Source organism: Streptomyces sp. GD-15H (assembly GCF_045291515.1).
GTDB lineage: Bacteria > Actinomycetota > Actinomycetes > Streptomycetales > Streptomycetaceae > Streptomyces.
Window position 1 is genome coordinate 580,993 of sequence record NZ_CP149447.1, and the last position, 25,502, is coordinate 606,494.

A 25,502-nucleotide genomic window follows, 5' to 3' on the forward strand; every position below is an offset into this window, starting at 1 on the left:
CATCATGCCCCTTCGTCCGGGTAGCCGCTTTTCGTCGGCCGCTCGCGCGGCGGACCCGGGCCTCGGGCGAAGTTCCCACCGTCACGTACGCACCGCGGGGGCTCCGCGTTCAGGCTCCTCCGATCATCGATCGGACACCGTGCCTCATGAGGTGCGAGGCTGAGGTCGTTCGTCCCCCTCCTTCGGCGAAGGGAAGTCTCCGTGAACAGCAGGACGATGCCGGCCGCGTTCCTCGGACACGGCAACCCGATGAACGCGCTCGAGCGGAATCGCTACACCGAGGCGTGGCGGCTGTTCGGTGCGTCCGTGCCGCGGCCCCGGGCGATCCTGGTGATCTCCGCGCACTGGTACACCAACGCGACCGCGGTCACCGCGATGCCGCGGCCCCGCACGATCCACGACTTCTACGGGTTCCCGCAGGAACTGTTCGACGTGCAGTACCCCGCTCCGGGCGCACCCGACGTCGCGGACATGGTGGCGGACGTGGTGAAGCCGACCTGGGTGGGGCAGGACATCGACAGCTGGGGAATCGACCACGGCACGTGGTCGGTGCTGATGCACGCCTTCCCCGACGCGTCGATCCCGGTGGTGCAGTTGTCCCTGAACGCGTTCAAGGACTTCGACCACCACATGCGGCTGGGCCGCAGGCTCGCACCGCTGCGGGAGGAGGGTGTGCTGATCATCGGGAGTGGGAACGTCGTGCACAACCTCCGGGCGGTCGACTTCCGGCAACCGGACCGTGGGTACGACTGGGCCCTCCGCTTCGACGACGTGGCACGGGAGACCCTCCAGACGGACCCGACCGGGGTCGCGGCGCTCGACGCCCATGCGGACTTCGGCCACGCGGTGCCGACGCCGGACCACTATGTGCCGCTCCTGTACATCGCCGGCCTGGCCGACACCCAGCCGCTCGACCTGCTGGTCGACGGCCACGCCGCCGGCTCGATCTCCATGGCGGCGTACACCCTGGGGCTGGACTGCGACCTGTCGGGCACGCTGAGCAACGAGCCTGCCGCCGACCTTCCGGACGGATTCCCGGCGCTCGACTCCAACCTCTGAGCGGTCATCGCTCTCGCGGACGCGTACTCGTTCTGCCGTCCGCACAGCCTGGCGACATCGCGCCATCCGGACCAGCGTCCGAACGGCGCGTCACGTCATGACAAAGGCGTTCCCTCGCGGCGCTACGCGCTGGGGTTACGGAGGCCGACCGCGTCGTGCCGCCAGAACGGCTCCGCATAGACCAGTGTCCCTGTCATCCATGGTTCGTACTCCGGGAGCCTGACGGCCTGGAAGGCACCGTCGGGAATACGCAAGGATGGTTTTCGAAAGCCCTGGTCAGCACCGGGGGTGAATCCGAAACGAGCGTAGTAGCCCGGATCGCCCTCCGGAAGACGAGGGGGACGGCTCGCTCGGCGAGCGCCCTCAGTCCGTGTCGGACCAGGGCCGAGCCGATACCGCGCTTATGGCGCTCGGGCACGACGGCCAGTGGGCTGAGCACTTGCACCTCGACCAGTCGCCGGGGGGCGTCGAGCAGGCTGCGGGTGAACATGACGTGCCCGACGATCTGTCCCTCGTGCTCGGCGACCAGCGAGAGACCGTTCGCGGGCGTGAGGGTGGCCCGCAGAGTATCGACCAGGTCGGCCACGACAAGGCCGTGGTCACCGAACGCCCGCAGATGGAGGTCCCGCACTGACTCTCTGTCGCTCGGAAGTTCTTCGCGAAGATCCATACCCGGAGGTTGCCGTGCTCCCCGGCCTGAGGTCCAGGGATTCCGGCCTGGATCGGCCGCCCTTTTCCGGAGGCTTCCTGCTTCAACGCGCTGTGCCGGGACTTTCGTCCTCGTCCTACGAGAAGGAGGCGCACCGCCTCTTGACCGGCGTCAAGGATCGCTCCGCGCTTTGGTGCGACATTGAGGTCAGGACGAACGGTCCCATGGCTACCGAGGTCAGGAAAGAGGTGGGCGTGATGGGTGGCAGTCCGACGGACGAGGAGGTCTTCGAGGAAAGCCAGAGCGAACGGATCTCCAGTCGTTTGAACCGGCTCCGTGCCGGGGTGATGGGTGCCAACGATGGCATCGTCTCCACCGCGGGCATGGTCGTCGGCGTGGCCGGTGCGGCGGTGAGCAACAGCGCGCTGTTGGCCGCCGGTGTCGCTGCCCTGGTGGCCGGCGCCCTGTCGATGGCAGTGGGTGAGTACGTCTCGGTGTCGAGTCAGCGCGACTCCCAGCTGGCCGAGCTGGCCAATGAGCGCTCCCAACTGCAGGCCGATCCTGCAGGGGAGTTGGAGCAGCTCACGGGGCTGATCCAGGCAACGGGCATCGACGCCGACCTCGCCGGATCGGTGGCCGCGCAGCTGACCGAGAAGGACGCGCTGACCGCACATGCCCGCCTCGAGCTGGGCATCGACCCCGACGAGTTGGTCAGCCCTTGGCACGCGGGCTTGTCGTCGATGATCACCTTCGTGTTCGGCGGGCTGGTGCCGCTGCTCGCGATGCTGCTGACTCCGAGGTCTGTCGCTGTGCCGGTCACGGTCCTGGCCGTGGTCATCGCCCTGGCGGCGACCGGATCGGTCTCGGCCCATCTGGGCGGCGCGGACAAGCTCCGCGCGGTGGCGCGCATCGTCGGCGGCGGGCTCGCGGCGATGGCCATCACCTACGGCATCGGCCTGATGGTGGGCACCCAGCTCTGACCGACCCACGAACTTCGGTACACGAATCTCCGTGTCCGACCCGATGACCCGGAAGGGGAAAGACAATGAACGAGCTGCTCATCATCGCGGTGTTCGCGGTGACTCTGGCCGTGATGGTGCTTTGGCCGCAGCCGGCCGACGCCCACTGCGACACCATGGAAGGCCCCACGGCGAAGGACGGCGTGAAGGCACTGGAGTCCGCCGACCTCGATCACGCTCTGAAGTGGGTCACCCCCGACGGGGGGACCGAGCTGCGTGAGGTGTTCGAGCGCAGTCTCGCGGCCCGGAAGCTCGGCCCCGAGGCACAGGAGGTGGCCGACCGCTGGTTCCTGGAGAACCTGGTCCGGATCCACCGGGCCGGCGAAGGCGCGGCCTTCACCGGCCTCCAGCCGGCGGGCGCGCCGGTCGAGGAGAAGGTCGCTGCCGCCGATCGGAGCATCGAGCAGGGCGACCTGCGTCCCCTGGCCGGCCTGGTTCCCGCCGAGCGCCGGCCGGAGCTGGAGCGCAGGTTCGCGAAGGTGCTCGAGCGCCGGGGGTACGACGTGCACGACGTCGACGCGGGCCGGTCCTACATCGAGGCCTACGTGAGCTTCTTCAAGTTCGCCGAGGGACACGACCACGACCACGTGGACGCCCATGCCGGGCACGGGCACTGAGGGGGAGCAGTCATGGAGCACGCCGTCGCCGTGGCCGCAGCTCTGCTGGCCGTGGCCGTAGGACTGGTGGCGCGGCGCCGGCTCGGCTTCGTGACCATGGTCGAGTCCGATTCCATGACGCCCACCCTGACGCCGGGTCGGCGGCTGCTGACCCGGCGTCCCGGCGTCTCCCGACCGGTCCAGCGCGGTGACATCGTGGTGGTCCACTCGGCCGAGCTGGCCCGTGTGATCGTCAAGCGCGTGATCGGGCTCCCCGGTGAGCATGTGGACGTTGCCGCCGGCGAGGTCTGGGTGGACGGCGAGCGGCTGTCCGAGCCGTACGTCATCTGGCGGGGCGGGCGGTCCGGCAGCTTCGACGTCCCGGACGGCCATCTGCTCCTGCTCGGCGACAACCGCGCCCGGTCGAGCGACAGCCGCAGCTGGCGACAGCCCTACCTGCCGGTCGGCGTCCTGCGAGGCATCGTCCTCCTCAAGTCGAGGCGACCCGTCGCAACGCTTCCGGATCGAGGACCTCGACCTGCCGGCGCGGCCCGAGACGGATGACTCCGGCCTCCTGCAGCGCGCCGAGCCGGCGGCTCAGCGTCTCCGCGGTGGTGCCGAGGTAGGAGGCCAGCTCCTTCTTGGTCGTGGGCAACCGGAAGTCCGCGCCACCGGCCTCGTCCGCCAGGTGCAGCAGTTGCTGGGCCAGCCATTGCCGGACCGACTTCCCGCTGAGCGCGGACACCATCTCCTCGGCCGTTCCCAGTCGGCCCGACACCGTCTGCAGCATCTCCACCGCCACCGACGGATGCTGCCCAAGCAGCCTGGTGAAGCGCGCCCGGTCCATCACGCAGAGCTCACTCGGTTGGAGCGCGACCGCGAAGTGATCGGTGGTCGTGTCCGCGAGAAGCGCGGTCTCGCCGAGGAAGTCCCCCGGTGACATCAGCCGGATCAGCTGCTCGTTCCCGGACTCGGTGATCCGATAGACCTTCACCAGCCCGCGGTGCACGACGAACAACCCGGTGCGGTCCCCAGGGCCGTAGATGCGCTCGTCGCGCCGGTACCGACGCGTCACCGCCGCGGACGCGACCCGTTCCTGTGCGGCCTCCGGCAAGCCTCCGAAGAGCCGCACCGCCCGGACAAAGTGCAACCGGTGGTCGTGCCCGTCGCCCATCGTCTTTCTCCCCTCGCTCCCGCCCCAGTATGGTGAGGAGGGCGTTCGGTAGCCGCACGCGCAGAAAACGTCAGCCCTGCCGACCCCCACCTCCGGTTGTCCGGTAGTGGGGTACGACGGTCACGGGGCAGGCGGCCTGCCGGATCACGGTATGGGCGACCGGGCCGGTGCGCGGCACCTCCGGCCGGTCGGTGAGGCGGTGGCCGACGACCAGCAGTTCCGCCCCGGACGCCGCCCTCAGACACCGGCGACCACAGGACATGCACCTCCAGAACAAGGCCTTCTCCTCCGCCACCAGCGTCACGCGGGAAGCGGCGCCCGGGGAAGGGCCACCGGGTCCTCACCGGAGGCCGGGCAAGCCCAGAGGCATGGGGTCCGGCCACAGGGCACCCTCGGCGGTGGTCCCCCTTCTGACGGTTCTCCTCCGAGGGTTCTCCGTCACACCCGCTGCGGTACGACCGCCACCGGGCACTGCGCGTGGTGCAGCAGGGTGTGGCTCACCCGGCCGAGCCGGAGACCGAAGTGGTCCTGGCGGCGCCGCGCCCCGACGATCACCAGGTCGGCGGCGGCCGATCGGAGCACGAGGACCTTCGAGGCCGGGCCCTCGACCGTCGCCCGGCGCACCCGGACGCCCGGATGGGCGGCCCCCGCATCGCGCAGCAGTTCGTCGAGCAGGGCGCAGGCCTGCTCCTCGTGCCGACACGCCGGCTCCCCGGCCGGCGCCGGGCGGCCGGGGGTCTCGTAGGCCGGGCAGCGCCAGGCGCGCACGACGTCCAGGACGCACCCGCGCACCTCGGCCTCACGGAAGGCGAAGCGCACCGCCTCACCGCTCGTGCCGGGGTCCCCCGCGCCGAGCAGGATCCGCTCGTGGGTGCCGGCCAGGCCGGCCGTGTCGCCTCGCACCACGATCACCGGGCAGTGCGCCCGCGCGGCCACGGCCAGCCCGACCGAGCCCAGGAGCAGTCCCTGCAACTCCCCGCGGCCGCGCGATCCGGTCACCAGGAGCGAGGCGCTGTCGCTTTCGCGCAGCAGGGCGTGCGCCGCTTCCTCGGGGAAGAGCGCGGTGGAGACCTTGATCTGCGGGTTGCGCCGGCGGGCGCGTTCGGCGGCGGAGGCGGTGATGTGCTCGGCCGTCGCCCGGGGCGAGGGGTGTGGCGGGCCGGGCGACGGGCGGGGGCCTTCGTAGCGCTCCCAGAGGGAGGCGTGCACCAGCCGCAGCGGCAGTTCGTGCCGGCCTGCCTCGTCCACCGCCCAGTCGACCGCCCGCAGGCTGGGATCCGAGCCGTCGACACCCACGACCAAGGGCAATCGAGTCATGTGTCCGCCGCCTTTCGTCCGCCGCGTGCGCGCGGTGCCACTCGCCCGCCACCACCGTCCCACGCGCCACGGCGCGAGGGAGCGGGCCATGGGCCCCCTCCCGGGGACCTTCGGCCCGCCGCGGGCGCCCGGCGCACGGTGCGCGCCTGGGTGGCGGATGCTTCCACAGGCGCGCAGGGCCGGTCGGCCCTTGTTCGTGCCCGCTCAGTCCCTGGGCCCGGCAGACCGTCCGCCGGATGCTGAAGTCACAAGCTTCTGTGGGAAGTTCGCATCGGCTGTGCCGAGGGGTTTCCAACCGTTCGAGGAGGAATCAGCGATGAAGGCCACCAGGGTCGGTGCCGTCATGACCACCGATGTCGTCACGGCCGCATACGGCACGCCCTTCAAGGAACTGGTGCGCACGCTCGGGAACCACTGCATCAGCGGCCTCCCGGTGATCGACGACGACAAGGTCATCGGGGTGATGTCCGAGACGGACCTCATGCTCCACCAGGCCCGCACATCCGAGCCGGGCGGTACCGCCGGCGCCTGGAAGGACCGGCTGCGGAAGCTGAGCCGCCGCGTCCGCCGGGAAGCGGCCAAGAGCCGGGCACGGACGGCGGGCGACGTGATGTCGGCCCCTGCCGTCACCGTACGGGCCGACGCCACGGTCACCGAGGCCGCCCGGCTCATGACCGAGCACGGCATCGAGCGGCTGCCGGTGGTGGACGAGGAGGACCGGCTCGTCGGCATCGTCACCCGGCGCGACGTGCTCCGGGTCTTCCTGCGCACCGACGAGGACATCGAGCACGACGTGCGGAAGGAGGTCCTCGGCAACACGCTGTGGCTGGCCCCGCAGGCCGTCACGGTCACCGTCCAGGACGGCGTGGTCACCCTCACCGGTCGGCTGGAACGGCGCAGCGACGCCTCTGTCGCGGTCGGCGTGACGGGCCGTCTCGACGGCGTCGTCGCCGTCGTCGACCAGCTGTCGTACCGGATCGACGACACCCGCATGCGGCCGGCCGGACAGGCCGCTGTGCACGGTGTGGCCGACAACTGGATCCGCCGGCTCTGAGCCGGTGCCCCGCTCCCGGTGACGGAGCACCCCGTGATCCGTGCCACACCGCAGAACAGTGCCGCTGCCGAGGCAGTGCGCCGGCGGGGCGGGAGGGCCCTCCGAGGGGGCCCGGCCGCCCTGTGGCGTCCCGCGCCGGTCGGGCACACGCTGTCATGGGGACGCACGGTCTTTCCGGAAAGGCGACGTTGACCGACCGTCGCACAACCGCCGTCCTGGACCGGAAGGCGCTCTCGCACAGCCGCGGAAGGCCCGGCCCCCAGCGGGCCACGAGTTGATCCACGCACCTGACCACCCGAGGGGAACCCCATGAACGGCAGCCCGCACACCGTGAGCGACGTGATGACACACACCGTCGTGGCCATCGGCCGCGACGCCCCGTTCAAGGACATCGTCCGACTCATCGCGCAGTGGAAGGTCAGCGCCCTGCCCGTGCTGGAGGGCGAGGGCCGGGTGGTCGGCGTCGTCTCCGAGGCCGACCTGCTGCCCAAGGAGGAGTTCCGCGACAGCGACCCCGACCGGTTCGTGCAGCGGCGCCGCCTGCCCGACCTGGCCAAGGCGGGGGCACTGACCGCCGGCGAGCTGATGAGCACCCCGGCCGTCACCGTCCACGCCGACGCCCCCCTGGCCGAGGCCGCCCGCATCATGGCTCAGCGCAGGGTGAAGCGGCTGCCTGTCGTCAACGCCGAAGGGCTGCTCGAGGGCGTCATCAGCCGGGTCGACCTGCTGAAGGTCTTTCTGCGGACGGACGAGGAGCTCGCCCGGGAGGTCCGCGGGGAAGTCGTCGCTCCCCTCTTCCCGGCCCCGCTCGAGGCCGTGGGGGTGGAGGTCTCCGACGGCGTCGTCACCCTCACCGGCCGCATACGGGACACCTCGCTGGTGCCCGTCGCCGCCCGCGCGGTGCGTGCCGTCGAGGGGGTCGTCGACGTCAAGTTCCAGCTGACGGGCGGACCGTCGAGCGAACCGGCGTGAAGGAGAGACCATGCCGCTAAACAAAAAGGGAGGGTGCGTGGGGCTCTGTCGTCCCGGTGCGGGCCGGTGGGCCGGCTACCGGGACAGCGCCGGCACCTCCCGATGCAGCACCACCTTGAGGGCACCGGTCTCCGGGCCGCGCGAGAAGACCTCGTAGGCCTCCTCCATCCGCTCCAGGCGGAACCTGTGGGTGACCAGCGAGGAGACCGACAGACGCCCGAAGACCAGCAGATCGAGCAGCCACGGCGTGGAGAACGTGTCGACCTGACCGGTGCTGATCGTCACGTTCTTGCGCCACAGCGCCTCCAGATGCAAGGTGGCCGGCCTGCCGGGCATGCCGATGCTGGCCAGATGCCCCCCCCCGCGCGCACCACCCGCGTCGCCAGGACGAAGCTGTCCGGATCGCCCGCGGCCTCGATGACCACGTCGGCCCCGGGCCCCTCGGACAGCTCGGCGACCACCCGCCCGGGCAGCTCGGCGGCATCGGCCCCCAGCCGGGCGGCGGCCGCCAGCCGGGCGTGCGACAGGTCCACCGCCACGATCCGGCGCGGCGAGTAGAGCCGGGCCACGAGCACGGCGGCAAGCCCCACCGGACCCGCGCCCACCACCACCACGGTGTCGCCCGGGCCCACGTGCCCGTTGCGCACCCCGACCTCGTAGGCCGTGGGCAGCAGCTCGGCGAGCAGCACCGCCTCGTCCAGGGGGAGGCTGGGAGGCCGCCGGTACGTGGAGTGGTCGGCGAAGGGCACCCGGACGAACTCGGCCTGCGTCCCGTTGACCACGTTGCCCAGGAGCCACCCGCCGCCGCCGCGGCACTGTCCGTACCGGGTGTCGCGGCACGGCGGGCAGTGCCCGCAGGCCGACACGGACGACACGATCACCTGCTGTCCGGGGCGCCGGGTGTGCACCCCGCCGCCGACTTCCACCACCTCGCCGACGGCCTCGTGGCCGAGGACCGTGCCCGGTTTCACCTCGGCGAGGTCCCCCCGCCGGATGTGCAGGTCGCTTCCGCAGAGGGTGGTCGCGTCGACGCGTACGATCGCGTCGGTGTCCGCCTCGAGCGCGGGGTCCGGCACCGTGTCCCAGGAGGTCTGTGCCGGCCCGTGGTAGACGAGTCCTCGCATGAATGCCTCCCTCGCCGTCCTCCTGTCCACCGTCGCCCTGGGCAGGCTTCCCGGCAACACGGCGGGGCCCGCACCGCCCCGGAGTCCGTCAGTGCGGCGGGCGGCGGAAGACCGGGGCCTGGCCGGTGCCCCGCGGGCGCGGGGCCGCCAGCGCCTGGACGACCACCGCCTCCAGGGGACCGCTGGTCACGTACGGCGCTGCGAACTGGTGGCGGTACACGCCTGGAGTGCGCCGCTCGGCGCACTCGCCGAACCTCTGCCCGGGCCGTGGTACGCCCTCGAGACGCACCGTCGCCCGCCGGCCCAGGTGCTCGACGACGCTCTGCGCGGCCCCGCGAAGCAGTACCCGGACACCACCGTGACGCGCCGGGTGGTCGAGGGGGCGGCACGGCGGGCGCTGTGGGAGGCCGCGGCGGGAGCGGATCTGCTCGTCGTCGGTGCCGGCAGGCGGCATGCCCGTCCCGGCCTGCAACTCGGCCTGATCAACCACGCGTTGCTGCATCACGCACCGTGTCCGGTCGTGGTGGTGCCGCAGAGATGACCGTGTACCCCCGGGGGGCCGTGCCGGGGCCGGCCCCGGCTGCCTGAAGGACCGCTCATCAGGGACCTTCGGCCCTGTGCTCGGGGCCTGCCGCCGTTCGATGGTGGGAGGCGAAGCGACCGGCGATCCGCTGGAGGCCCGGCGATGAGTACCCGAAGTTCACCGCACACGAGCCCCCGACCGTGACCAGCGGCTGGTTCGCCGGTGACGCGCAGGAGAACCGGACGGGACCGAGAAGGTGGCGCTGATGTCCGATGCGACGACCACCGACCTGTACGAAGTGACGATGGCCATGTCCTATCTGCGGGAGGGGATGACCGGCCCGGCGACGTTCAGCCTGTTCGTCCGCGATCTGCCTGCTGAGCGGGGCTTCCTGGTCGCCGCGGGGCTGGAGTCCGCCCTGGACTACCTGTCCGGCCTGCGTGTCGACCCGGAGGATGTCCACGCCTTCGCCGCCGCGCTGCACCGCCCGCCGCGGGATCTGGAGCCCCTGCTCGGACTGCGGTTCACCGGCAGCGTGCGGGCGGTGCCGGAGGGCAGGGTCGTGCTCGCCGGAGAGCCCCTGCTGGAGGTGACGGCTCCGCTGCCGCAGGCCCAGCTGGCCGAGACGTACGTGCTCAACCAGCTCAGCCATCAGACGGCGATCGCCTCGAAGGCCGCACGCTGTGTGCTCGCGGCGGCCGGGCACCCGGTCGTGGACTTCTCCCTGCGGCGGACCCACGGCCCACAGGCCGGATTCCAGGCCGCCCGGCTCGGCTCCATGGTCGGTTTCGCCGGTACCAGCAACGTGGCCGCGGCCACGGCCATGGACCTGCCCGCGGTCGGCACGATGGCCCACTCCTACGTGGAAGCCTTCCCGACCGAGGAAGACGCGTTCCGCGCCTTCGCCCGGGCCCACCCCGGCCCCGTGACCTTTCTGGTGGACACCTACGACACCGAGGCGGGCGTCCGCATCGCGGCGCGCGTGCTGCGGGACCTGAACCGCGGGCCCGGATGCGCCGTGCGCCTGGACAGCGGCGATCTGGGAGCCCTGGCGGTGCGGGCCCGGTCCATCCTCGACGAGGCGGGCCTCGCGGACGTACGGATCACCGTCAGCGGCGGTCTCGACGAGTACGCGGTGGACGACCTGGTCCGCTCCGGGGCGCCGATCGACGTGTACGCGGTCGGCACGCGCATCGGGGTCTCGGCCGACGCGCCGTATCTGGACTCGGCCTACAAGATGGTGGAGTACGACGGGCGACCGGTCATGAAGCTGTCGTCGGCGAAGGTGGCGGCGCCCGGGCGGAAGCAGGTGTTCCGTCGTCCCGGCTGTGCCGACGTGATCGGTCTCGCCGACGAGCGGCCACCGCTCGACGGCACACCGCTCCTGGAAACGGTGATGCGGAACGGACAGCGCACCGGCGGCAGGTCCGCGCTCGACGAGTGCCGGGAGAGGTTCGCCGCCGACCTGGCCGCACTGCCGCCGGCCGCCCGGCGGATCCGGGTCCCCGTCGCACCTCGTGCCACGCCCTCCGAGCGGCTGAGCGTCCTCGCCGACCGCGTCCGGCGCCGTATCGCGGAGCAGATGGGCGCGCCCGCCGCACGGCACGGGTTGTCCGAACGAACCATGTCCGGGCCGTACCGGTCCGTACCGAGCTGAGGAGGAGAGCGATGTCGCACACCGTGGAATGGAAGGTTCGCCTCTATCTCTTCGAGGAGGGGGGAACGACGAAGGCCCGCGCGGTGGTCGACACCGGAACCACGGTGCTCACCGGCCGCGGGGCCGCGCACCGAAACCCGGCGGACAGGGAGGTGCCGGAGATCGGTGACGAGCTGGCGGCGGGCAGGGCCATGCAGGATCTGGGCCGGCAGCTGGTGGAGATCGCCGAGCGCGACGTCGAGGGCACGGGCGCGACCGGGCCGGGCCGCCGGCCGGCCGCTGGCCGGCCGGGGTGACCGCGGTCCGCGCCTCGGCCGGGACAACCTCGTGGGCCCGACGCTTAACGGGGAACCCGGCCTCGCAAGCAGCGGATCAGGCCGCGGCCGGATCCGCTGCCAGTCCACCAGTCAAGGAGGATGACCGATGACGCTTCCCGCACACCGCGGCAGGGGCCCGCTCTCCGGCTGGACACCCCTTCGGGAGCTCGAGGAACTGCGCACCCGGATGGAACAGCTCATGGACGCCACCTTCCCCTTCCCCGGCCGCGGTCTCGCCGAGGCCGGCACGGCCGCGGCGTGGGCGCCGCCGACCGCCGTCGAGGACACCGAGGACGCCTACCTGCTGGAGCTGGAACTCCCCGGCGTGGACAAGGACCAGATCAGCGTGGAGGTCAGCGGCGGCGAGCTCGACGTCCGCGGCGAGATCAAGGAGAAGGAACGCACCGGGGTGCTCCGCCGGCAGACCCGGCACGTCGGGCAGTTCGACTACCGCACCAGCCTGCCGCCGAACGTCGACCCCGAACACATCACCGCGGAACTGGCCAACGGCATCCTCACGGTGCGCGTCCCGAAGGCCCGGAAGAGCAAGCCGCACCGCATCGAGATCACGGACTGAGGAGGGCCGGGCCGGCCTGTCGCGGTCCGGGCGGCCACGGCAGGCCGGTGCCCGGTCCTCCCGTTCCGGCGGGACCCGCGCACCGTGTGCGTGGCATCTTGCAGACAGCCATACCGTGAGGAAAGGGGCGGCGCTCATGCGAGCTCACCTCGGCGATCACCTTGTCATCGAGAGTCCGGCGACCGGCGCCACCCGACGCGACGGCGAGATCGTCGGGCTCCACCACCCTGACGGCACACCCCCCTACGACGTGCGCTGGTCGGACACCCAGGAGGTGACGCTCCTGTTCCCCGGGCCCGACGCCCACATCAAGCACCTCGGGCACCAGCCCGGCACCGAGGCCGGGGCCGGCACGCCCCCGTCCACCGGCCCGTCCGACCCCGGCGACATCGGTCGGCGGGTGGCCACCGAACGCCAACGCCGGGGCCTGAGCCGGGAGGAGACCGCCCGCCGCGCCCGGATGGCACCGGGCTACCTCGCCTACCTCGAAGAACGCCCCTCCGATCCCAGCCTGGCGACTCTCTTCAGGCTGGCCGCGGCGCTGGGCACCAGCGTCCAGGCCCTGCGCGGCAGCGGCATCGGCATGCCGCCCGGCCGGGGCACGGCACTTCTGCACCCCCAACTCCACGACCTCGCCCCCCAGGACTGCCGCACCCTGCTGTCCACCCACGGGGTGGGACGCCTGGCGGTGACCACACCCGAGGGGCCCGCGGTGGTCCCGGTCAACTACGAGGTCCTCGACGAGGAGATCACCTTTCGGACCACGGCCGGCTCGGTGCCCGCGGCGGCCGTGGGCAGCGAGATCGCCTTCGAGGTCGATCACCTGGACGAGGCCATGAGCCAGGGCTGGAGCGTGCTCGCCGTCGGCCCCGCACGCAGGGTCACCGCCCCCGAGGAGGTGCGACGCCTGACCGAACACGCCCACACCACCCCGTGGGCCGGCGGCGAACGCGAGATGTGGGTGGCGATCCGGCCCGTACGCCTCACCGGACGCCGCATCACTCCGGCCGAACAGTGAGCAGGAGGCCCCTGTGAACCAGCAAGCACTGCCGGACGAGCGGGTGACGGCCCTCGTGCACGACGCAGCCGCCGCCCCGTCCATGCACAACGCACAGCCATGGCGCTTTCGCTACTTCCGCGGCAGCAACACCTTCCACGTGCGCGCGGACCTCGACCGCCTCCTGCCGCACGCCGACCCGGACCGCCGCGCCCTGCACCTGGGCGGCGGCGCCGCCCTGCTGAACCTGCGGGTCGCGCTGGCCCACCAGGGATGGCACCCGGCGACCCGACTGCTGCCCGACTCCGGCGACCCGGCGCTGCTCGCCACCGTGCGGCCCACCGGCCCCCACAACGGGGAGCGCGCGCTCGCCGCACTGTATCCGGCGGTCCATCGGCGGCACAGCAGCCGTTTCCCCTTCGAGGAGACGAGGATCCCCCAGGAGCTGCGCACGGCCCTGGCCGACGCCGCCCGCGAGGAGGGGGCGACACTGGCCTTCCCCTCCCCCTGGCACCTGCACCAGGTACTGGAACTGCTGGAGGAGGCCGAAACACGCAACCTCACCGACCAAGGCAGCGAACAGGACCTGGCGGCCTGGACCCGTATCGCCGCACCGTCGGCGGACACCGCCTTCGACGGGGTGCCCGACTCCGCCTTCGGGCCGCGCAAACGCGGCGGCAAGGCACCCATGCGCGACTTCGCCGGCGGCAGGCCGGTGCCCGGCCGCGGCACCGCCGAGTTCGAACACGCCCCCCAGCTGGCCGTCCTCAGCACCACCCGTGACCGCCCACAGGACTGGCTGCGCGCCGGCCAGGCCATGGAACGGGTCCTGCTGCTGGCCACCCTGGAGGGCCTGGCCTGCTCCTTCGCCACCCAGGCCCTCGAATGGAGCGACCTGCGCTGGCCGCTGCGCGACCCCGTGTCCGGGACGGGACACACACAGCTCGTGCTGCGCCTGGGATACGGCCCCCCGGGCCCCGACACCCCGCGCCGCCCGGTGCCGGACATCCTCGACATCCGACCCTGACCCCCCAGCCACCGACAGGCACCGCAGGTGCGGTCCGCATGTCGCGGCGGGGCTCGGGCAGTGCGACGGTGTTGACAGAAAATCTGTCAGTGGCCATGCAGGAAAGTGAGGGAAACCATGACACTCCCGCTGGTCGTGGGCGTCGACGGATCGGATTCCAGCCTTCAGGCACTGGACTGGGCGGTGGACGAAGCGGCACGCCATGGGTTGCCGGTGCGTCTCGTCCACGCCTCCCTGTGGGAGCGCTACGAGGCGGCCCTCCCCTCCCTCAGGACCGATCGCCCCGCCGAAGAGGTCATGGCGGAGCACATCATCGCGTCCGGCGTCGAACGTGCCCGGCTCCGCAATCCCGAGGTGAAGGTGTCGGGCGACGTGCTGCCCGACGATGCCGTGTCCGCGCTGCTGCACGCCGGGAGTGAGTCATATGCCCTGGTCACGGGCTCACGTGGTCGTGGCGGAATAGCCGGGCTGCTGCTGGGATCGGTCAGCCTCACAGTGGCGGCCCGTGCCGTGTGCCCGGTGCTCGTGGTCCGTGGTGCGGAACGGAACCGACAGGGCCTCTTCGGGCGGGTGGCGGTCGGGGTCGGCGACCCGGCCACGAGCAAGGGCGTCGTGCGGTTCGCCTTTCGTGAGGCCGAGGCGCGTGGCTCCGCCCTTGACGCCGTACGGGCCTGGCGCAGCCCGGCTCACAAGCACGTGGATCACCCCCTCCTCGCTGATGACGCCGCCAGTGCCCACGAGGAGCGCGCCGCGACCAACCTCACCGACGCGCTGGGCCAGGCGATACGGGAGCATCCCGAGGTCGAGGTGCGACGCAGGCCGGTCGAAGGCCCTGCCCACCGGGTCCTGCTGCACACGTCGACCGAAGCCGACCTGATCGTCGTCGGCGCTCTGCGGCGGCACGGCCACTTCGGTCTGCAGCTCGGCCGCGTCGCCCACGCCCTGCTGCATTACTCCTCGTGCCCGGTCGCCGTCGTCCCTCGGCGAGCCTGAGTTCCGTCATGTGGGCGGCACGCGGGTACGTGTCGTGAAGGGCGAGGGGGGAAAGCGGCAGATGCCGGAGTGGACGTGGGAGTACGGGGGATACGACCCCGCTGCCGAGCGGTTGCGTGAATCGCTGTGCGCCCGCGGCGCGGTGCCCGAGAGCCGAGCGGGGGTGGTGCGCTGCCCGGGAACCTGCGCGGCCGGCCGCTGCCACCGTCTGGAGTCGAGGGTGGCGGGGCGGCAGGTGGTGAACGAGGGGCTGGTCAACCTTCCGGACAGGCTGTGCCTGCGGTTTCGCTGCCGCCCCGCCGACGGACCGTGGGGGCCGTGGTTCTCCCCGGACACCTGTGCCCTCCTCGAGCACCGGCACACCCTGGACCTGCGCCGCGCTGACCCGCACGTTCGGTTATCGGGACGACGCGGGCGTGCTGAGTGTTCGGAGGAATCACCGATCCGCGTGGTACTCGCCGGCCGAGCTGTCACGGTCGCGCCGGGAGAGACGTGCACGCTTGTGTCGCCACCGGGTTGCTCAAGGCACGCATCGTCTTCGAGACGTGATCCGACACAGCCGAAAGGAAGAGCACCGCCATGGTCCGTTACGTGTACGCGTTCACCGAGGGCGGCCGGGACATGGCCGACCTGCTCGGCGGCAAGGGCGCCAACCTGGCCGAGATGACCCGCCTGGGCCTGCCGGTGCCGCCCGGCTTCACCGTCACCACCGAGGCCTGCCGCTCGTTCCTCGCCACCGGCAGTGAGCCGGCCGGCCTCGCCCGCGAGATCTCCGATCACCTGATGGTGCTGGAGCAGGCTGCCGGGCGGCGGCTGGGACAGCGGGACGACCCGCTACTGCTGTCCGTCCGTTCCGGGGCCCGTTTCTCCATGCCCGGCATGATGGAGACGATCCTCGACATCGGCCTCAACGACGACTCCGTGCTGGGCCTCGCGAAGTCCTCCGGGAACGAGCGCTTCGCCTGGGACTCCTACCGCCGGCTCGTGCAGATGTTCGGCAGCACGGTCATGGGTGTCGACAGTGCCCTGTTCGAGAACGCCATGGCCCGTCTCAAGCAGGACCGCGGCGCGGTCGACGACCTGGGTCTGGACGCGGCCGATCTGGCCGGGCTCGTCGAGGCGTACAAGGAGCTGATCCGCCAGGAGACGGGCGAGTCCCTCCCGCAGTCCCCGGCCGAGCAACTGCAGCGGGCGGTCCTGGCGGTGTTCACGTCGTGGAACGTCGAACGTGCCCGCCTGTACCGCCGCCGAGAGCACATCCCCGACGACCTCGGCACCGCGGTCAACGTGCAGACCATGGTCTTCGGCAACCTCGGCCCCGACTCCGGCAGCGGCGTCGCCTTCACCCGTGACCCGGCCACCGGCCGAAGCGGCCTGTACGGCGACTACCTGCCCAACGCGCAGGGCGAGGACGTCGTCGCGGGCATCCGCAACACCGTGCCGCTGAACGAACTCGGCCGGCTGAACCCGGAGGCGTTCACCCGACTGCGCGACCACATGGCCACGTTGGAGACCCACTACCGCGACCTGTGCGACATCGAGTTCACCGTCGAGCGCGGCCGGCTGTGGATGCTGCAGACCCGGGTCGGCAAGCGCACCGCCGAGGCCGCGTTCACCATCGCCGCCGAGCTGGCCGACGAGGGACTCATCACCTCCGACGAGAGTCTGGCGCGGGTCGGCGGGGACGAGCTGGCCCGGCTGATGTTCCCCCGGTTCGACACCTCCGCCGTCGGTGACGCGCTCGCACACGGGATCCCCGCCTCGCCGGGCGCGGCAGTGGGTGCCGCCGTGTTCGACTCCGCCGAGGCGGTCCGGCGGGCCGCCGCCGGGGAACGGGTCGTCCTCGTACGCGAGGAGACCACCCCGGACGACCTGCCCGGCATGGTCGCCGCCCAGGCCGTGCTCACCAGCCGTGGCGGCAAGACCAGCCACGCGGCCGTGGTCGCCCGCGGTATGGGCAGGGTGTGCGTGTGCGGCGCCGAAAAGATCACCGTCGACCCTCAGGAGCGCCGCTTCACCGTGGGCGACGTCACCGTCGAAGAGGGCACGGTCATCTCCGTGGACGGCTCGGAAGGCACCGTCCACCCCGGCGCGGTCCCGCTGGCCGATTCCGCCGTGATGCGGTACTTCGAGACCGGCGAGCGCCCGGCCGGGCTGGTGGACGTCGTGGCCCGCGCCATGGAGCACGCCGACGGCGTACGCCGGCTGGGGGTCCGAGCGAACGCGGACACCCCTCAGGACGCCGCCCGGGCCCGCCGGTTCGGTGCCGAGGGCATCGGCCTGTGCCGCACCGAGCACATGTTCCTCGGCGACCGCCGGCAGCTGGTCGAGGCGATGATCCTGGCCCGCACCGACGCCGAACGGGATCGCGCCCTGGACGCGTTGCTGCCGCTGCAGCGGCAGGACTTCGTCGGCATCCTGGAGGCGATGGACGGCCTGCCGGTCACCATTCGCCTCCTCGACCCGCCGCTGCACGAGTTCCTGCCCGACCGCACCGAACTCGCCGTGCGCATCGCCGCGGCCGAGGCACACGGCACTCCGCCCAGTGCGCGCGACGCCGAACTGCTCGATGCCGTCAACCGCATGCACGAGGAGAACCCGATGCTGGGCCTGCGCGGTGTGCGCCTGGGCCTGGTGGCACCGGGACTGGTCGCCATGCAGGTACGGGCGATCGCCGAGGCGGTCGTGGAACGCAAGCGGGCGGACGGGGATCCGCGGGCGGAGATCATGGTGCCGCTCATCGACACGGTCGAGGAACTGCGGCTGGTGCGCGAGGAGGTGGAGCAGGTTCTGGCCGAGGTCTCCACGGAGTCCGGCGTTCCCGTCACCTGCCCGGTCGGCACGATGATCGAGCTGCCGAGGGCCGCGCTCACCGCGGACCGTATCGCCGAGGAGGCGCAGTTCTTCTCCTTCGGCACCAACGACCTGACCCAGACCACGTGGGGCTTCTCCCGCGACGACGTCGAGGCGGCGTTCTTCTCCGCCTACCTCGACAAGGGCATCTTCAAGGTGTCCCCCTTCGAGACGATCGACCGCGCCGGCGTGGGGCGCCTGGTGGAGATAGCCGTCGTCGAGGGCCGCGCCGCCCGGCCCGACCTGAAGATCGGCGTCTGCGGTGAACACGGCGGCGATCCGGAGTCGGTGCACTTCTTCCACACCGTCGGCCTCGACTACGTCTCGTGCTCCCCGTTCCGCGTCCCGGTGGCCCGCCTGGAGGCCGGACGGGCCGCACTCTCCGGGACCGAGGTCAGCGACAGCAGGTGACCGGAGGCCGTCCGGCCCCGCCGAGGCACCGTCGGACATGGACCGGGCGCGGCACCCTCGAGGTGCGATGGTCGGCGGGATTCCGTCACGGGCCTGCTCGTACGGCGGCGCGGCCACCGGGAGGGGACGGCGCGGCGGCTGCTCGCCGGGCCGTGGGGCCTGGTCAACCGGAGCCTCACCGCACGGCGTCGGCGGGGGCGGGAACGAGGGGGCACCCCCGCCGACGAGCGGAGGTGCCCCGGTCCGACGATTCCGTGGCCGTCAGAGCAGCCAGCGGTTGCGGCTGACGAAGGGGAGCCGCGCCCAGACCTTGCCCAGGCCCCAGGTGGCGCCGGCGCCCGCGGCGGCGAGCGCGATGAGGACCACGGCGTAGATCAGGTGGTAGTCGGCGAACGGGTTCGTCGACATGCTCGGCGATCCGTCCGACAGGTGCTGGGCCGGCGGCCATTCCGCGACCCACATCAGCGCCATCATGGCGGTGCCCGCGACCGCGGCGAGCCGCAGGCCGATGCCCGCCATCAGCGCGAGACCGACGCCGAGCAGACCGAGCATGAACAGCCAGTCGGCCCAGGCGGCCCCGGCCCAGTCGTGGAAGGTGGACTCCATCGGCCCGACGGCGACGCCGCTGAGGAACCCCTTGGTCGGCGACCCGCCGTCGATCCACCCCTTGCCGGAGGGGGTCGCGTAGCCGAAGCCGAACGTCTTGTCCAGGAACGCCCACAGGAAGACGAATCCCGTCAGCAGACGGAGCCCGGCGAACACGTACGCGCGGGTCGCGGTCGCCGCCGCGGTCGTCGACTCGGCGAACGCGGGAGCCGTCTCGGCCCGGTGCAGGGACGGGAAGCGGATTCCCGGACGCCGGTGGGGGTGGTCGTGAACTGCCATGATGCTCATCCCTTCCAGAGGGTGGCGCATGATGTGGACGGCTCTCGTTGCTCCTTCAATGTCTCGCGTCGCCGACACCTTCCGGAGGGGCTGCAGGGCCCGGGCGGTGGGCCGAACGTCCCTCGGTCCGGGCCCTGTTGGCGGTCGTCAGCCGTCCTCTGCCGCCAGGCTCACCCCGTACAGGGTGCGTCCGCCGACGAGTTCGCGCCCGGTGACCAGCTCGGGCTCGATACGGACGAAGACCTCCCGCCCCGCGGGCGCCCAGGAGACCGGACCGGTGCGGAACAGCCGCGCGTGCTCGGCCGGGTCGGTCACCACCGCGGCCGGGCCCGTGACGACCACGCTCCAGCCGGCCTGCCGGGCCGCGTCGACGTCGTCGGCCTCGAAGGCGACCACCGCGCCGTCGATCGCGCGGACCAGTTCCGAAGCCGCAGCGGTACGCAGCAGGACCGCACCGTCGGCGTCCAGGCAGAAGTTGACCGGCAGCACGGCCGGCAGGGCCAGGCGCGTGAAGACGATGCGGCCGACGGGCACCTTGGCCATCAGCCGCAGGCACTCCTGCCGACCGAGTTCGCGGAAACCGTCATTGGGGTACATCGCCAGCCCGTCCTTCACCTGGTACAGCGGTATTACGTCCTTCCACCCTGAGCGGGGCGAGCCTGGAAGATGAGGGCCAACAGTCCCGTTTCTACCGGAAAACGGCCTGGTCGCAGCGGAGTGTCAGAGCGTCGGCACAGGTACCGCGGCGGCCCCGGTGCCGGGAGCCGGGGTCTGGATCGGGCACAGTGTTCCGGCCCGCTCTCACGTGTGCGTCAGCTCGTCGGCGACATGTGCCGCCCACGTCTCGATGCCGTGAAGTCGCGAAGCGGCGGCTCGGTCGGTGCGGGTCGGGCGTGGCCGCCCGGCGCGCCACCAGGTCCGTTTCGGAGATGACGCCGATGACCTTGGCGTCCTCGTCCACCACCGGCAGTCCGCCGGGACGTTCACACCGCGCGCCGGGTCCGGAGCGCGGCGGGCGGTCCGGGAAGAGAGGGCCGCGCCGACCAGAATCAGAACGCGATACCCGCCCGGGCGACCGTCTCCACTGGCGACAGGTCCCGCCAGGGCATGACTGGGCGGGTGTTGACCTGCCGGCTGTCAGGTTGTCCGCGTGGCGACGACGTCATGCTGTGGTTCGCCGAGTACGACCTTGAGTGCACCGGTCTCGGCGGCGTTGCCGAAGACCTCGTAGGCCTCCTCCATCTGGTCCAGGGGGAAGGTGTGGGTGACCAGCTGGGACGTCGGGAGCCTGCCGGCGGACGCCATCCGCAGCAGCGTCGGTGTGGAACGGGTGTCGACCAGGCCCGTGGTGATGGTCACGTTCTTGATCCACAGGTCTTCCAGATGCAGGACCGCGGGCTTGCCGTGCACGCCGACGTTGGCCACGTGCCCGCCGGGCCGCACCATGCGCGTGCACATTTCGAAGGTCTCCGGCACGCCGACCGCCTCGATGACGACGTCCGCCCCGAGCCCGTCCGTGAGGTCGGTGATCAGCTGTTCGGGGGCCTCCCGCGCGTCGGCCACGGCGTCGGCGCCGAGGCGCCTGGCGGCCTCGAGCCGGGCGGCAGCCGGGTCGACCGCGATGATCCGCTCGGGTGCGAAGAGCCGGGCGGTGGCGATGGCCGCCAGCCCGATGGGGCCGGCCCCGACGACCGCGACGGTGTCCCCGGGCCTCACCTTCCCGTTGAGCACGCCCACTTCGTAGGCGGTGGGGAAGATGTCGGCCAGCAGCACGGTGTCCTGACCGGCCAGTGCGCCGGGCAGCGGGTACACGGACAGGTCGGCGTACGGGACCCGGACGTATTCGGCCTGGGTGCCGTCGATCAGGTGCCCGAGTATCCAGCCCCGCCGCCCCGGCACTGGCCGTACATGCCCTCGCGGCAGTACCGGCACCGCCCGCAGGCGCTGATGCAGGAGACCAGCACCTGGTCCCCGGGGCGCACCGTGCGCACGTCGCTGCCCACCTCGACGATCTCGCCGACCGCCTCGTGCCCCAGCACGGTGCCGGGCCGCACCTCGGGCACGTCCCCCTTGAGGATGTGCAGGTCCGTCCCGCAGATGGTCACCGCGGTGACCCGTACGATCGCGTCGGTGGGCTCCTTGACGCCCGGGTCCGGGACCTCCTCCCAGGCAGCCTGTCCGGGACCGTGGAAGACGTAGCCTTTCATGCCGTTCCTCGCTCTCTTGCTCGCCGGTGAGGTGAGGAATCCGGCGAAGCGCAGTCAGCAGGTTCGATCCGGGCTCCGACGCGATGTCGGAACATTCCCGTAAGTCCAGCTTGCCCGACGGCTGGGACGTCCGCTTGGGCCGGTCGCCCCTCGGAGGACGGCTGGCCGGTCCGCTCCCGGGCGGCCGGGGCAGGTACGGTCGGCACGCCGGAAGGCCGCGGTGGGCCCGGTCGCGCGCGGTGGAGACCCGGTGCGCGTTCAGGGCACCCGCGACATCCTCGGGGCGCCCTGAAACGTGTCGGCCCGGGGCAGGGCCCAGCGGCCGCGCAGGGCGGCGAGCGCGGCCTCGAGAGTGGCCGCGCGGGGGCGGTTGTGGGGCAGCTTGCCCAGTACGACCGCCCTCCCGCAGGTATCGGTGAGCGCGGAGAAGACCGGGCCGGCCGCGATACCCGCCGCGAGGAACTGGAACGCCGGGTGCACGAGCAGGCCGAGCACGAGGCCGAACAGCACGAGCGTCCCGGCCGTGAAACGGACCTGGCGCTCCATGCTCCAGCCCGTCCGGTGGCGCAGCCCGCGCAGGGCGGTGCGTGTTCCGGGAAGCCCGACACGACTGCCTTGGCACCGGCGTCACCGGCGTCACCGGCGGCGGCACATGGAAACCCCCTTCATCACCGAGCGCTTCCCGGACGCCGGCACCTCCCGGCTGTGTGCCCTGTCCGTACCCCGCGAGCGCCATGGCGGAAGTAGTCGTCCCGCGCAACGAACCCTCCTGGCCCTGAGGCAGCCGGGGCAAGGGTCGGTTGCTGCGGATCGCCGACACGATGATCCCCGAAGCATTCCAGGAAGCCCATCTGGCGATCGGGCTGGTCACGGTCAGCGGCTTCCTGGTCTCCTTCGCGCTGTCCCATGCGTGACGTGTTCCCGAGCGACGGCAGTTGCCGTTCGGCGTCCATCTCTTCCCCGGCGTCCGGTCTTGAGGACCCGCGGCAGGGAATCCCGCATCGCGGGGAGCGTCCGCCTCCCTCTCCTGCGCACGCAGCCGGGGCCGCGACGACGACTCCCGATTGATGCGGCGCCGACCGACCTGCCGCCTGATGCCCTGCGAAAAAGACCCTCTGGCACACGGCAGGAGCGGGTACTCGTTTGCGGGCGGCCGGAGACGGACCTTCCGGCGAAAGGTCCTGCACGGTCCAGGAAGGCGGTTTTCCCTCGATGACTCACCCAGCTTCCTTTCCGGTGGCGTGATGTGCCCCTCCTACCGGGCCACGAGGGAGGAGGAACACTCCACGCGCGGCCGGACCCGGCTGCTGTCCGAGATGCTCGACGGCCACGCCGACTCCGCGGTCACCGACGGGTGGCGCTCCACCGAGGTCCGCGAGGCGCTCGATCTGTGCCTGGCCTGCGAGGGCTGCGAGGCTGCGAGTCGGACTGCCCGGTGCACGTCGACACGGCCGCCCACAAGGCCGAGTTCCTCGCCCACCACTATGCCGGCCGGCTGCGCCCCGCGGCCCACTACTCGACGGGCCGGCTGCCACTGCTGCCCGCGGACGGCTTCAACTGCCGTACCCGCATCGAACAGGGCGATACCGGCCGCCGCGCCCTGCACCTGGCCGAGGCACTCGCCCTCGGTCTGGACGGCAACCTCCCCAGCGGGCACCCCGAAGCACGGGCACAGCGGCCGTCCGAACCGTCCCGCGCCGCCCGGTGGGCGACCACCGCATCCGCCGCCGCTGTCACCGCGACCGCTGCGGCAGCGGCGGGACGAGCCGCCCTGCGCTCGCTCAACCACCACACCTGACAAGCCCGCAACACACTCCGGAAAGGTCTTCGGACATGTCGAAGAAAGTCTCCGACCACATCCTCCAGCGCCTGCGTGAGTGGGGAGTGGAGCACGTCTTCGCCTACGCCGGCGACGGCATCAACGGCCTGCTCGCGGCCTGGGGCCGCGCCGACGACGATCCCCGGTTCATCCAGGCCCGCCACGAGGAGATGGCCGCCTTCCAGGCCGTCGGCTACGCCAAGTTCTCCGGCAGGGTCGGCGTGTGCGCCGCCACCTCCGGACCGGGCGCCATCCACCTCCTCAACGGCCTGTACGACGCGAAGCTCGACCACGTGCCCGTCGTCGCGATCGTCGGCCAGACCGACCGCAGCGCGATGGGCGGCTCCTACCAGCAGGAGGTCGACCTCCTCAGCCTCTACAAGGACGTCGCCTCCGACTTCTGCGAGATGGTCACCGTCCCCGAGCAACTGCCCAATGTGCTGGACCGGGCGATGCGCACCGCCGCCGCCCGACGCTCGGTGACCGCCCTGATCATCCCGGCCGACGTGCAGGAGCTGGACTACTCGCCTCCCGGGCACGCCTTCAAGATGGTCCCCTCCAGCCTCGGCATGCCGCACTACGCGCCGGTGCCGAGCGACGACGACCTGCAACGGGCCGCCGACGTTCTCAACGCGGGCGAGAAGGTGGCGGTCCTCGTCGGGCAGGGAGCCCGCGGGGCTCGTCAGGAGGTCATGACACTCGCCGACCGGCTCGGCGCCGGAGTGGCCAAGGCGCTGCTCGGCAAGGACGCCCTCGACGACGACCTGCCGTACGTCACCGGCTCCATCGGGCTGCTCGGCACCCGGCCGTCGTACGAGCTGATGTCCGGCTGCGACACTCTCCTCGTCATCGGCTCGTCCTTCCCCTACACCCAGTTCCTGCCGGAGTTCGGGCAGGCCCGGGCCGTGCAGATCGACATCGACCCGCACATGATCGGCCTGCGCTACCCGTTCGAGGTCAACCTGGTCGGCGACGCCCGCGAGACCCTGACCCGGCTGCTGCCGCTGCTCGCACCGGCGAAGCACCGAGGCTGGCGCAAGAAGATCGAGAAGGACACCGCCCGCTGGTGGCAGGTGATGGAACGGCGCGCCGCGGTCGACGCCGACCCGGTCAACCCCGAGTACGTCGTCCACGCGCTGAACGACCTGCTGCCGGAGAACGTGATCCTGTCCTCCGACTCCGGCTCGGCCGCCAACTGGTACGCCCGGCACCTGAGGCTGCGCGGCACCATGCGCGGCTCGCTCTCCGGCACGCTCGCCACCATGGGACCCGGGGTGCCGTACGCCATCGGCGCGAAGTTCGCGCACGGCGACCGCCCGGCCCTCGCGCTCGTCGGCGACGGGGCGATGCAGATGAACGGCATGGCCGAGCTGATCACCGTCGCCAAGTACTACCGGGAGTGGGAGGACCCGCGGCTGATCGTGGCGGTCCTGAACAACCAGGACCTCAACCAGGTCACCTGGGAGATGCGCGCCATGGAGGGCGCCCCGCAGTTCCTGCCCTCCCAGTTGCTCCCCGACGTCGCCTACGCCGACATCGCCCGCCTGATGGGCCTGGAGGGCATACGGGTCGAGAAGCCGGGCAACGTCGTGGGCGCCTGGGAGGCCGCACTGGCCGCCGACCGGCCCTGCGTACTGGACTTCGTCACCGACCCGGCCGTACCGCCCATCCCGCCGCACGCCACCCTCGACCAGATCGAGGCCGCCGCGACCTCGATCCTCAAGGGCGACAGCGACCGCGCCGACGTGGTCCGCCAGGGCTTCAAGGCCAAGGTGCAGGAGTTCCTGCCCCGCGGCCGGCACCACGGGGACCGGCCCGGTGCCAAGGACGAGACGTGACCGGAGCTCCTGTCGTGGAACGCGTGGACACCGCGGTGTCCACGCGTTCCCACCGCCGCCCCCGAAGCGGACGGCACCCTCAGCCGGGACAGCACCACCCTGGTCCTGGACACCGTCCGCTGCGGCGGCATCACCGTCTGGCTGCGCGCCGCCGCCCTCACCAGGCCCGCGGCATCGGCTTCTCCGGGCACTGCGTCCCGCACGCCCACGCCCACGCCGCCGCCGCGGTGCCCAACCTGCGGCACCTGGAGTGGTTCCACGACCGCGTTCGCATCGAACGCCTGCTCTTCGACGGCGTCCTCGACCCCGGCGGCGGCAGCATCACCCCAGGTGCCGACGGCGCCCCCGGCCTGGGCCTGATCCTCAACGCCACGCAAGCCCCGCCCTATCGGGTGGGCTGACAGCGGGCGCAGCAAGAAGTACACGGCCAGCAC

The 25,502-nt window shown here is 71.9% G+C and carries 23 protein-coding genes and 6 pseudogenes; 19 read left to right on the forward strand and 10 right to left on the reverse strand.

The annotated features are described in order from the left end of the window. The first annotated feature begins 201 nt into the window (after window positions 1-201). Window positions 202-1,059 (forward strand): 4,5-DOPA dioxygenase extradiol, encoded by an 858-nt coding sequence (gene ygiD / locus WJ438_RS02820; RefSeq protein WP_406723812.1) that lies wholly within the window; start codon window positions 202-204, stop codon window positions 1,057-1,059. Window positions 1,060-1,252: 193 nt separating this feature from the next. On the opposite strand, the gene WJ438_RS02825 is transcribed toward ygiD, so the two are convergent. Further along, window positions 1,253-1,729, reverse strand: coding sequence for a GNAT family N-acetyltransferase (locus tag WJ438_RS02825; protein ID WP_406723813.1), 477 nt, complete (start codon window positions 1,727-1,729; stop codon window positions 1,253-1,255). 236 nt (window positions 1,730-1,965) lie between these two features. On the opposite strand from WJ438_RS02825, the gene WJ438_RS02830 reads away from it, so the two are divergent. The 3 genes from WJ438_RS02830 (at window position 1,966) to lepB (ending at window position 3,887) form a co-directional block, all read left to right on the forward strand. Next, complete coding sequence (locus WJ438_RS02830) at window positions 1,966-2,688, forward strand: VIT family protein (protein WP_406729571.1); 723 nt, start codon at window positions 1,966-1,968, stop codon at window positions 2,686-2,688. A 65-nt stretch (window positions 2,689-2,753) separates the two neighbouring features. Further along, window positions 2,754-3,344, forward strand: a complete 591-nt coding sequence (locus tag WJ438_RS02835; protein WP_406723814.1) for a DUF6448 family protein — start codon at window positions 2,754-2,756, stop codon at window positions 3,342-3,344. Between the two features lie 12 nt (window positions 3,345-3,356). Next, window positions 3,357-3,887, forward strand: a complete 531-nt coding sequence (lepB, locus tag WJ438_RS02840) for a signal peptidase I (RefSeq protein ID WP_406723815.1) — start codon at window positions 3,357-3,359, stop codon at window positions 3,885-3,887. Here lepB and WJ438_RS02845 read toward each other — a convergent pair. From WJ438_RS02845 to WJ438_RS02855, 3 genes are all read right to left on the reverse strand, one after another. Next, window positions 3,814-4,497 (reverse strand): Crp/Fnr family transcriptional regulator, encoded by a 684-nt coding sequence (locus tag WJ438_RS02845; RefSeq protein WP_406723816.1) that lies wholly within the window; start codon window positions 4,495-4,497, stop codon window positions 3,814-3,816. The two genes, lepB and WJ438_RS02845, sit on opposite strands and share 74 nt — an antisense overlap. Window positions 4,498-4,567: 70 nt before the next feature. Further along, window positions 4,568-4,801, reverse strand: a complete 234-nt coding sequence (locus WJ438_RS02850; protein WP_406723817.1) for a universal stress protein — start codon at window positions 4,799-4,801, stop codon at window positions 4,568-4,570. Window positions 4,802-4,935: 134 nt separating this feature from the next. After that, window positions 4,936-5,814: a universal stress protein gene (locus WJ438_RS02855; protein ID WP_406723818.1), complete on the reverse strand. Its 879-nt coding sequence runs from the start codon at window positions 5,812-5,814 to the stop codon at window positions 4,936-4,938. 316 nt (window positions 5,815-6,130) lie between these two features. On the opposite strand from WJ438_RS02855, the gene WJ438_RS02860 reads away from it, so the two are divergent. Both WJ438_RS02860 and WJ438_RS02865 read left to right on the forward strand, forming a co-directional pair. Beyond that, the gene (locus WJ438_RS02860; RefSeq protein WP_406723819.1) at window positions 6,131-6,868 is read left to right on the forward strand and encodes a CBS domain-containing protein; all 738 of its coding nucleotides are present in this window, start codon (window positions 6,131-6,133) and stop codon (window positions 6,866-6,868) included. A gap of 309 nt (window positions 6,869-7,177) precedes the next feature. Beyond that, window positions 7,178-7,840, forward strand: coding sequence for a CBS domain-containing protein (locus WJ438_RS02865; RefSeq protein WP_406723820.1), 663 nt, complete (start codon window positions 7,178-7,180; stop codon window positions 7,838-7,840). Window positions 7,841-7,915: 75 nt separating this feature from the next. Here the strand turns inward: WJ438_RS02865 and WJ438_RS02870 are convergent. Next, window positions 7,916-8,964: pseudogene (locus WJ438_RS02870) on the reverse strand (alcohol dehydrogenase catalytic domain-containing protein). Between WJ438_RS02870 and WJ438_RS02875 the strand changes: the two are divergent. The 9 genes from WJ438_RS02875 (at window position 8,963) to ppdK (ending at window position 18,319) form a co-directional block, all read left to right on the forward strand. Then, window positions 8,963-9,505: a universal stress protein gene (locus WJ438_RS02875; RefSeq protein WP_406723821.1), complete on the forward strand. Its 543-nt coding sequence runs from the start codon at window positions 8,963-8,965 to the stop codon at window positions 9,503-9,505. The pseudogene WJ438_RS02870 and the gene WJ438_RS02875 sit on opposite strands and share 2 nt — an antisense overlap. 247 nt (window positions 9,506-9,752) lie before the next feature. Continuing rightward, a complete protein-coding gene (locus WJ438_RS02880) occupies window positions 9,753-11,144 on the forward strand; it encodes a nicotinate phosphoribosyltransferase (protein WP_406723822.1) in 1,392 nt (463 codons plus the stop codon). Window positions 11,145-11,155: 11 nt separating this feature from the next. Next, on the forward strand, window positions 11,156-11,440 hold the full coding sequence (locus WJ438_RS02885; RefSeq protein WP_406723823.1) for a DUF1876 domain-containing protein: 285 nt from the start codon (window positions 11,156-11,158) through the stop codon (window positions 11,438-11,440). A 127-nt stretch (window positions 11,441-11,567) separates the two neighbouring features. After that, window positions 11,568-12,038: an Hsp20/alpha crystallin family protein gene (locus WJ438_RS02890; protein WP_406723824.1), complete on the forward strand. Its 471-nt coding sequence runs from the start codon at window positions 11,568-11,570 to the stop codon at window positions 12,036-12,038. A 136-nt stretch (window positions 12,039-12,174) separates the two neighbouring features. Continuing rightward, window positions 12,175-13,056 carry a DUF1918 domain-containing protein gene (locus tag WJ438_RS02895; RefSeq protein ID WP_406723825.1) on the forward strand — a complete coding sequence of 294 codons (882 nt, stop codon included), beginning with the start codon at window positions 12,175-12,177 and terminating at the stop codon, window positions 13,054-13,056. A gap of 13 nt (window positions 13,057-13,069) precedes the next feature. Beyond that, window positions 13,070-14,062, forward strand: coding sequence for an Acg family FMN-binding oxidoreductase (locus tag WJ438_RS02900; RefSeq protein WP_406723826.1), 993 nt, complete (start codon window positions 13,070-13,072; stop codon window positions 14,060-14,062). Window positions 14,063-14,179: 117 nt separating this feature from the next. Then, window positions 14,180-15,055 carry a universal stress protein gene (locus WJ438_RS02905; RefSeq protein WP_406723827.1) on the forward strand — a complete coding sequence of 292 codons (876 nt, stop codon included), beginning with the start codon at window positions 14,180-14,182 and terminating at the stop codon, window positions 15,053-15,055. A gap of 61 nt (window positions 15,056-15,116) precedes the next feature. After that, window positions 15,117-15,722, forward strand: coding sequence for a hypothetical protein (locus tag WJ438_RS02910; protein WP_406729572.1), 606 nt, complete (start codon window positions 15,117-15,119; stop codon window positions 15,720-15,722). Beyond that, window positions 15,635-18,319 (forward strand): pyruvate, phosphate dikinase, encoded by a 2,685-nt coding sequence (gene ppdK, locus WJ438_RS02915; protein WP_406723828.1) that lies wholly within the window; start codon window positions 15,635-15,637, stop codon window positions 18,317-18,319. Before WJ438_RS02910 ends, ppdK begins: the two co-directional genes overlap by 88 nt. Before the next feature lie 261 nt (window positions 18,320-18,580). Here the strand turns inward: ppdK and WJ438_RS02920 are convergent, their stop codons facing one another. The 5 genes and pseudogenes from WJ438_RS02920 to WJ438_RS02940 all read right to left on the reverse strand — a co-directional run. Beyond that, window positions 18,581-19,204 carry a hypothetical protein gene (locus tag WJ438_RS02920; RefSeq protein WP_406723829.1) on the reverse strand — a complete coding sequence of 208 codons (624 nt, stop codon included), beginning with the start codon at window positions 19,202-19,204 and terminating at the stop codon, window positions 18,581-18,583. Window positions 19,205-19,351: 147 nt separating this feature from the next. Beyond that, a complete protein-coding gene (locus tag WJ438_RS02925) occupies window positions 19,352-19,801 on the reverse strand; it encodes a pyridoxamine 5'-phosphate oxidase family protein (protein WP_406723830.1) in 450 nt (149 codons plus the stop codon). Between the two features lie 91 nt (window positions 19,802-19,892). Next, the gene (locus tag WJ438_RS02930) at window positions 19,893-20,168 is read right to left on the reverse strand and encodes a hypothetical protein (RefSeq protein WP_406723831.1); all 276 of its coding nucleotides are present in this window, start codon (window positions 20,166-20,168) and stop codon (window positions 19,893-19,895) included. Between the two features lie 173 nt (window positions 20,169-20,341). After that, window positions 20,342-21,411: pseudogene (locus tag WJ438_RS02935) on the reverse strand (zinc-dependent alcohol dehydrogenase family protein). Window positions 21,412-21,669: 258 nt separating this feature from the next. Then, a pseudogene (locus WJ438_RS02940) lies at window positions 21,670-21,972 on the reverse strand (YgaP-like transmembrane domain); the annotation flags it as partial. Between the two features lie 239 nt (window positions 21,973-22,211). On the opposite strand from WJ438_RS02940, the pseudogene WJ438_RS02945 reads away from it, so the two are divergent. The 4 genes and pseudogenes from WJ438_RS02945 to WJ438_RS02960 form a co-directional block, all read left to right on the forward strand. Beyond that, a pseudogene (locus WJ438_RS02945) lies at window positions 22,212-22,325 on the forward strand (ZIP family zinc transporter); the annotation flags it as partial. Window positions 22,326-22,646: 321 nt separating this feature from the next. Next, window positions 22,647-23,209: pseudogene (locus WJ438_RS02950) on the forward strand (hypothetical protein); the annotation flags it as partial. Between the two features lie 35 nt (window positions 23,210-23,244). Next, window positions 23,245-25,068, forward strand: a complete 1,824-nt coding sequence (locus WJ438_RS02955) for a thiamine pyrophosphate-requiring protein (protein WP_406723832.1) — start codon at window positions 23,245-23,247, stop codon at window positions 25,066-25,068. Between the two features lie 99 nt (window positions 25,069-25,167). Next, window positions 25,168-25,469: pseudogene (locus WJ438_RS02960) on the forward strand (enolase C-terminal domain-like protein); the annotation flags it as partial. Window positions 25,470-25,502: the final 33 nt, after the last annotated feature.

What these genes read in the sequence shown, in the direction of transcription:
- WJ438_RS02880 (WP_406723822.1), top strand. Translation starts at nt 9,753, where the DNA reads ATGTCCGATGCGACGACCACCGACCTGTACGAAGTGACGATGGCCATG.
- WJ438_RS02830 (WP_406729571.1), top strand. Translation starts at nt 1,966, where the DNA reads ATGGGTGGCAGTCCGACGGACGAGGAGGTCTTCGAGGAAAGCCAGAGC.
- WJ438_RS02925 (WP_406723830.1), bottom strand. Translation starts at nt 19,801, where the DNA reads ATGTACCCCAATGACGGTTTCCGCGAACTCGGTCGGCAGGAGTGCCTG.
- WJ438_RS02865 (WP_406723820.1), top strand. Translation starts at nt 7,178, where the DNA reads ATGAACGGCAGCCCGCACACCGTGAGCGACGTGATGACACACACCGTC.
- WJ438_RS02825 (WP_406723813.1), bottom strand. Translation starts at nt 1,729, where the DNA reads ATGGATCTTCGCGAAGAACTTCCGAGCGACAGAGAGTCAGTGCGGGAC.
- WJ438_RS02905 (WP_406723827.1), top strand. Translation starts at nt 14,180, where the DNA reads ATGACACTCCCGCTGGTCGTGGGCGTCGACGGATCGGATTCCAGCCTT.
- WJ438_RS02895 (WP_406723825.1), top strand. Translation starts at nt 12,175, where the DNA reads ATGCGAGCTCACCTCGGCGATCACCTTGTCATCGAGAGTCCGGCGACC.
- WJ438_RS02890 (WP_406723824.1), top strand. Translation starts at nt 11,568, where the DNA reads ATGACGCTTCCCGCACACCGCGGCAGGGGCCCGCTCTCCGGCTGGACA.
- WJ438_RS02955 (WP_406723832.1), top strand. Translation starts at nt 23,245, where the DNA reads ATGTCGAAGAAAGTCTCCGACCACATCCTCCAGCGCCTGCGTGAGTGG.
- WJ438_RS02910 (WP_406729572.1), top strand. Translation starts at nt 15,117, where the DNA reads ATGCCGGAGTGGACGTGGGAGTACGGGGGATACGACCCCGCTGCCGAG.
- WJ438_RS02860 (WP_406723819.1), top strand. Translation starts at nt 6,131, where the DNA reads ATGAAGGCCACCAGGGTCGGTGCCGTCATGACCACCGATGTCGTCACG.
- ppdK (WP_406723828.1), top strand. Translation starts at nt 15,635, where the DNA reads ATGGTCCGTTACGTGTACGCGTTCACCGAGGGCGGCCGGGACATGGCC.
- WJ438_RS02885 (WP_406723823.1), top strand. Translation starts at nt 11,156, where the DNA reads ATGTCGCACACCGTGGAATGGAAGGTTCGCCTCTATCTCTTCGAGGAG.
- lepB (WP_406723815.1), top strand. Translation starts at nt 3,357, where the DNA reads ATGGAGCACGCCGTCGCCGTGGCCGCAGCTCTGCTGGCCGTGGCCGTA.
- WJ438_RS02875 (WP_406723821.1), top strand. Translation starts at nt 8,963, where the DNA reads ATGAATGCCTCCCTCGCCGTCCTCCTGTCCACCGTCGCCCTGGGCAGG.
- WJ438_RS02855 (WP_406723818.1), bottom strand. Translation starts at nt 5,814, where the DNA reads ATGACTCGATTGCCCTTGGTCGTGGGTGTCGACGGCTCGGATCCCAGC.
- WJ438_RS02845 (WP_406723816.1), bottom strand. Translation starts at nt 4,497, where the DNA reads ATGGGCGACGGGCACGACCACCGGTTGCACTTTGTCCGGGCGGTGCGG.
- WJ438_RS02835 (WP_406723814.1), top strand. Translation starts at nt 2,754, where the DNA reads ATGAACGAGCTGCTCATCATCGCGGTGTTCGCGGTGACTCTGGCCGTG.
- WJ438_RS02920 (WP_406723829.1), bottom strand. Translation starts at nt 19,204, where the DNA reads ATGGCAGTTCACGACCACCCCCACCGGCGTCCGGGAATCCGCTTCCCG.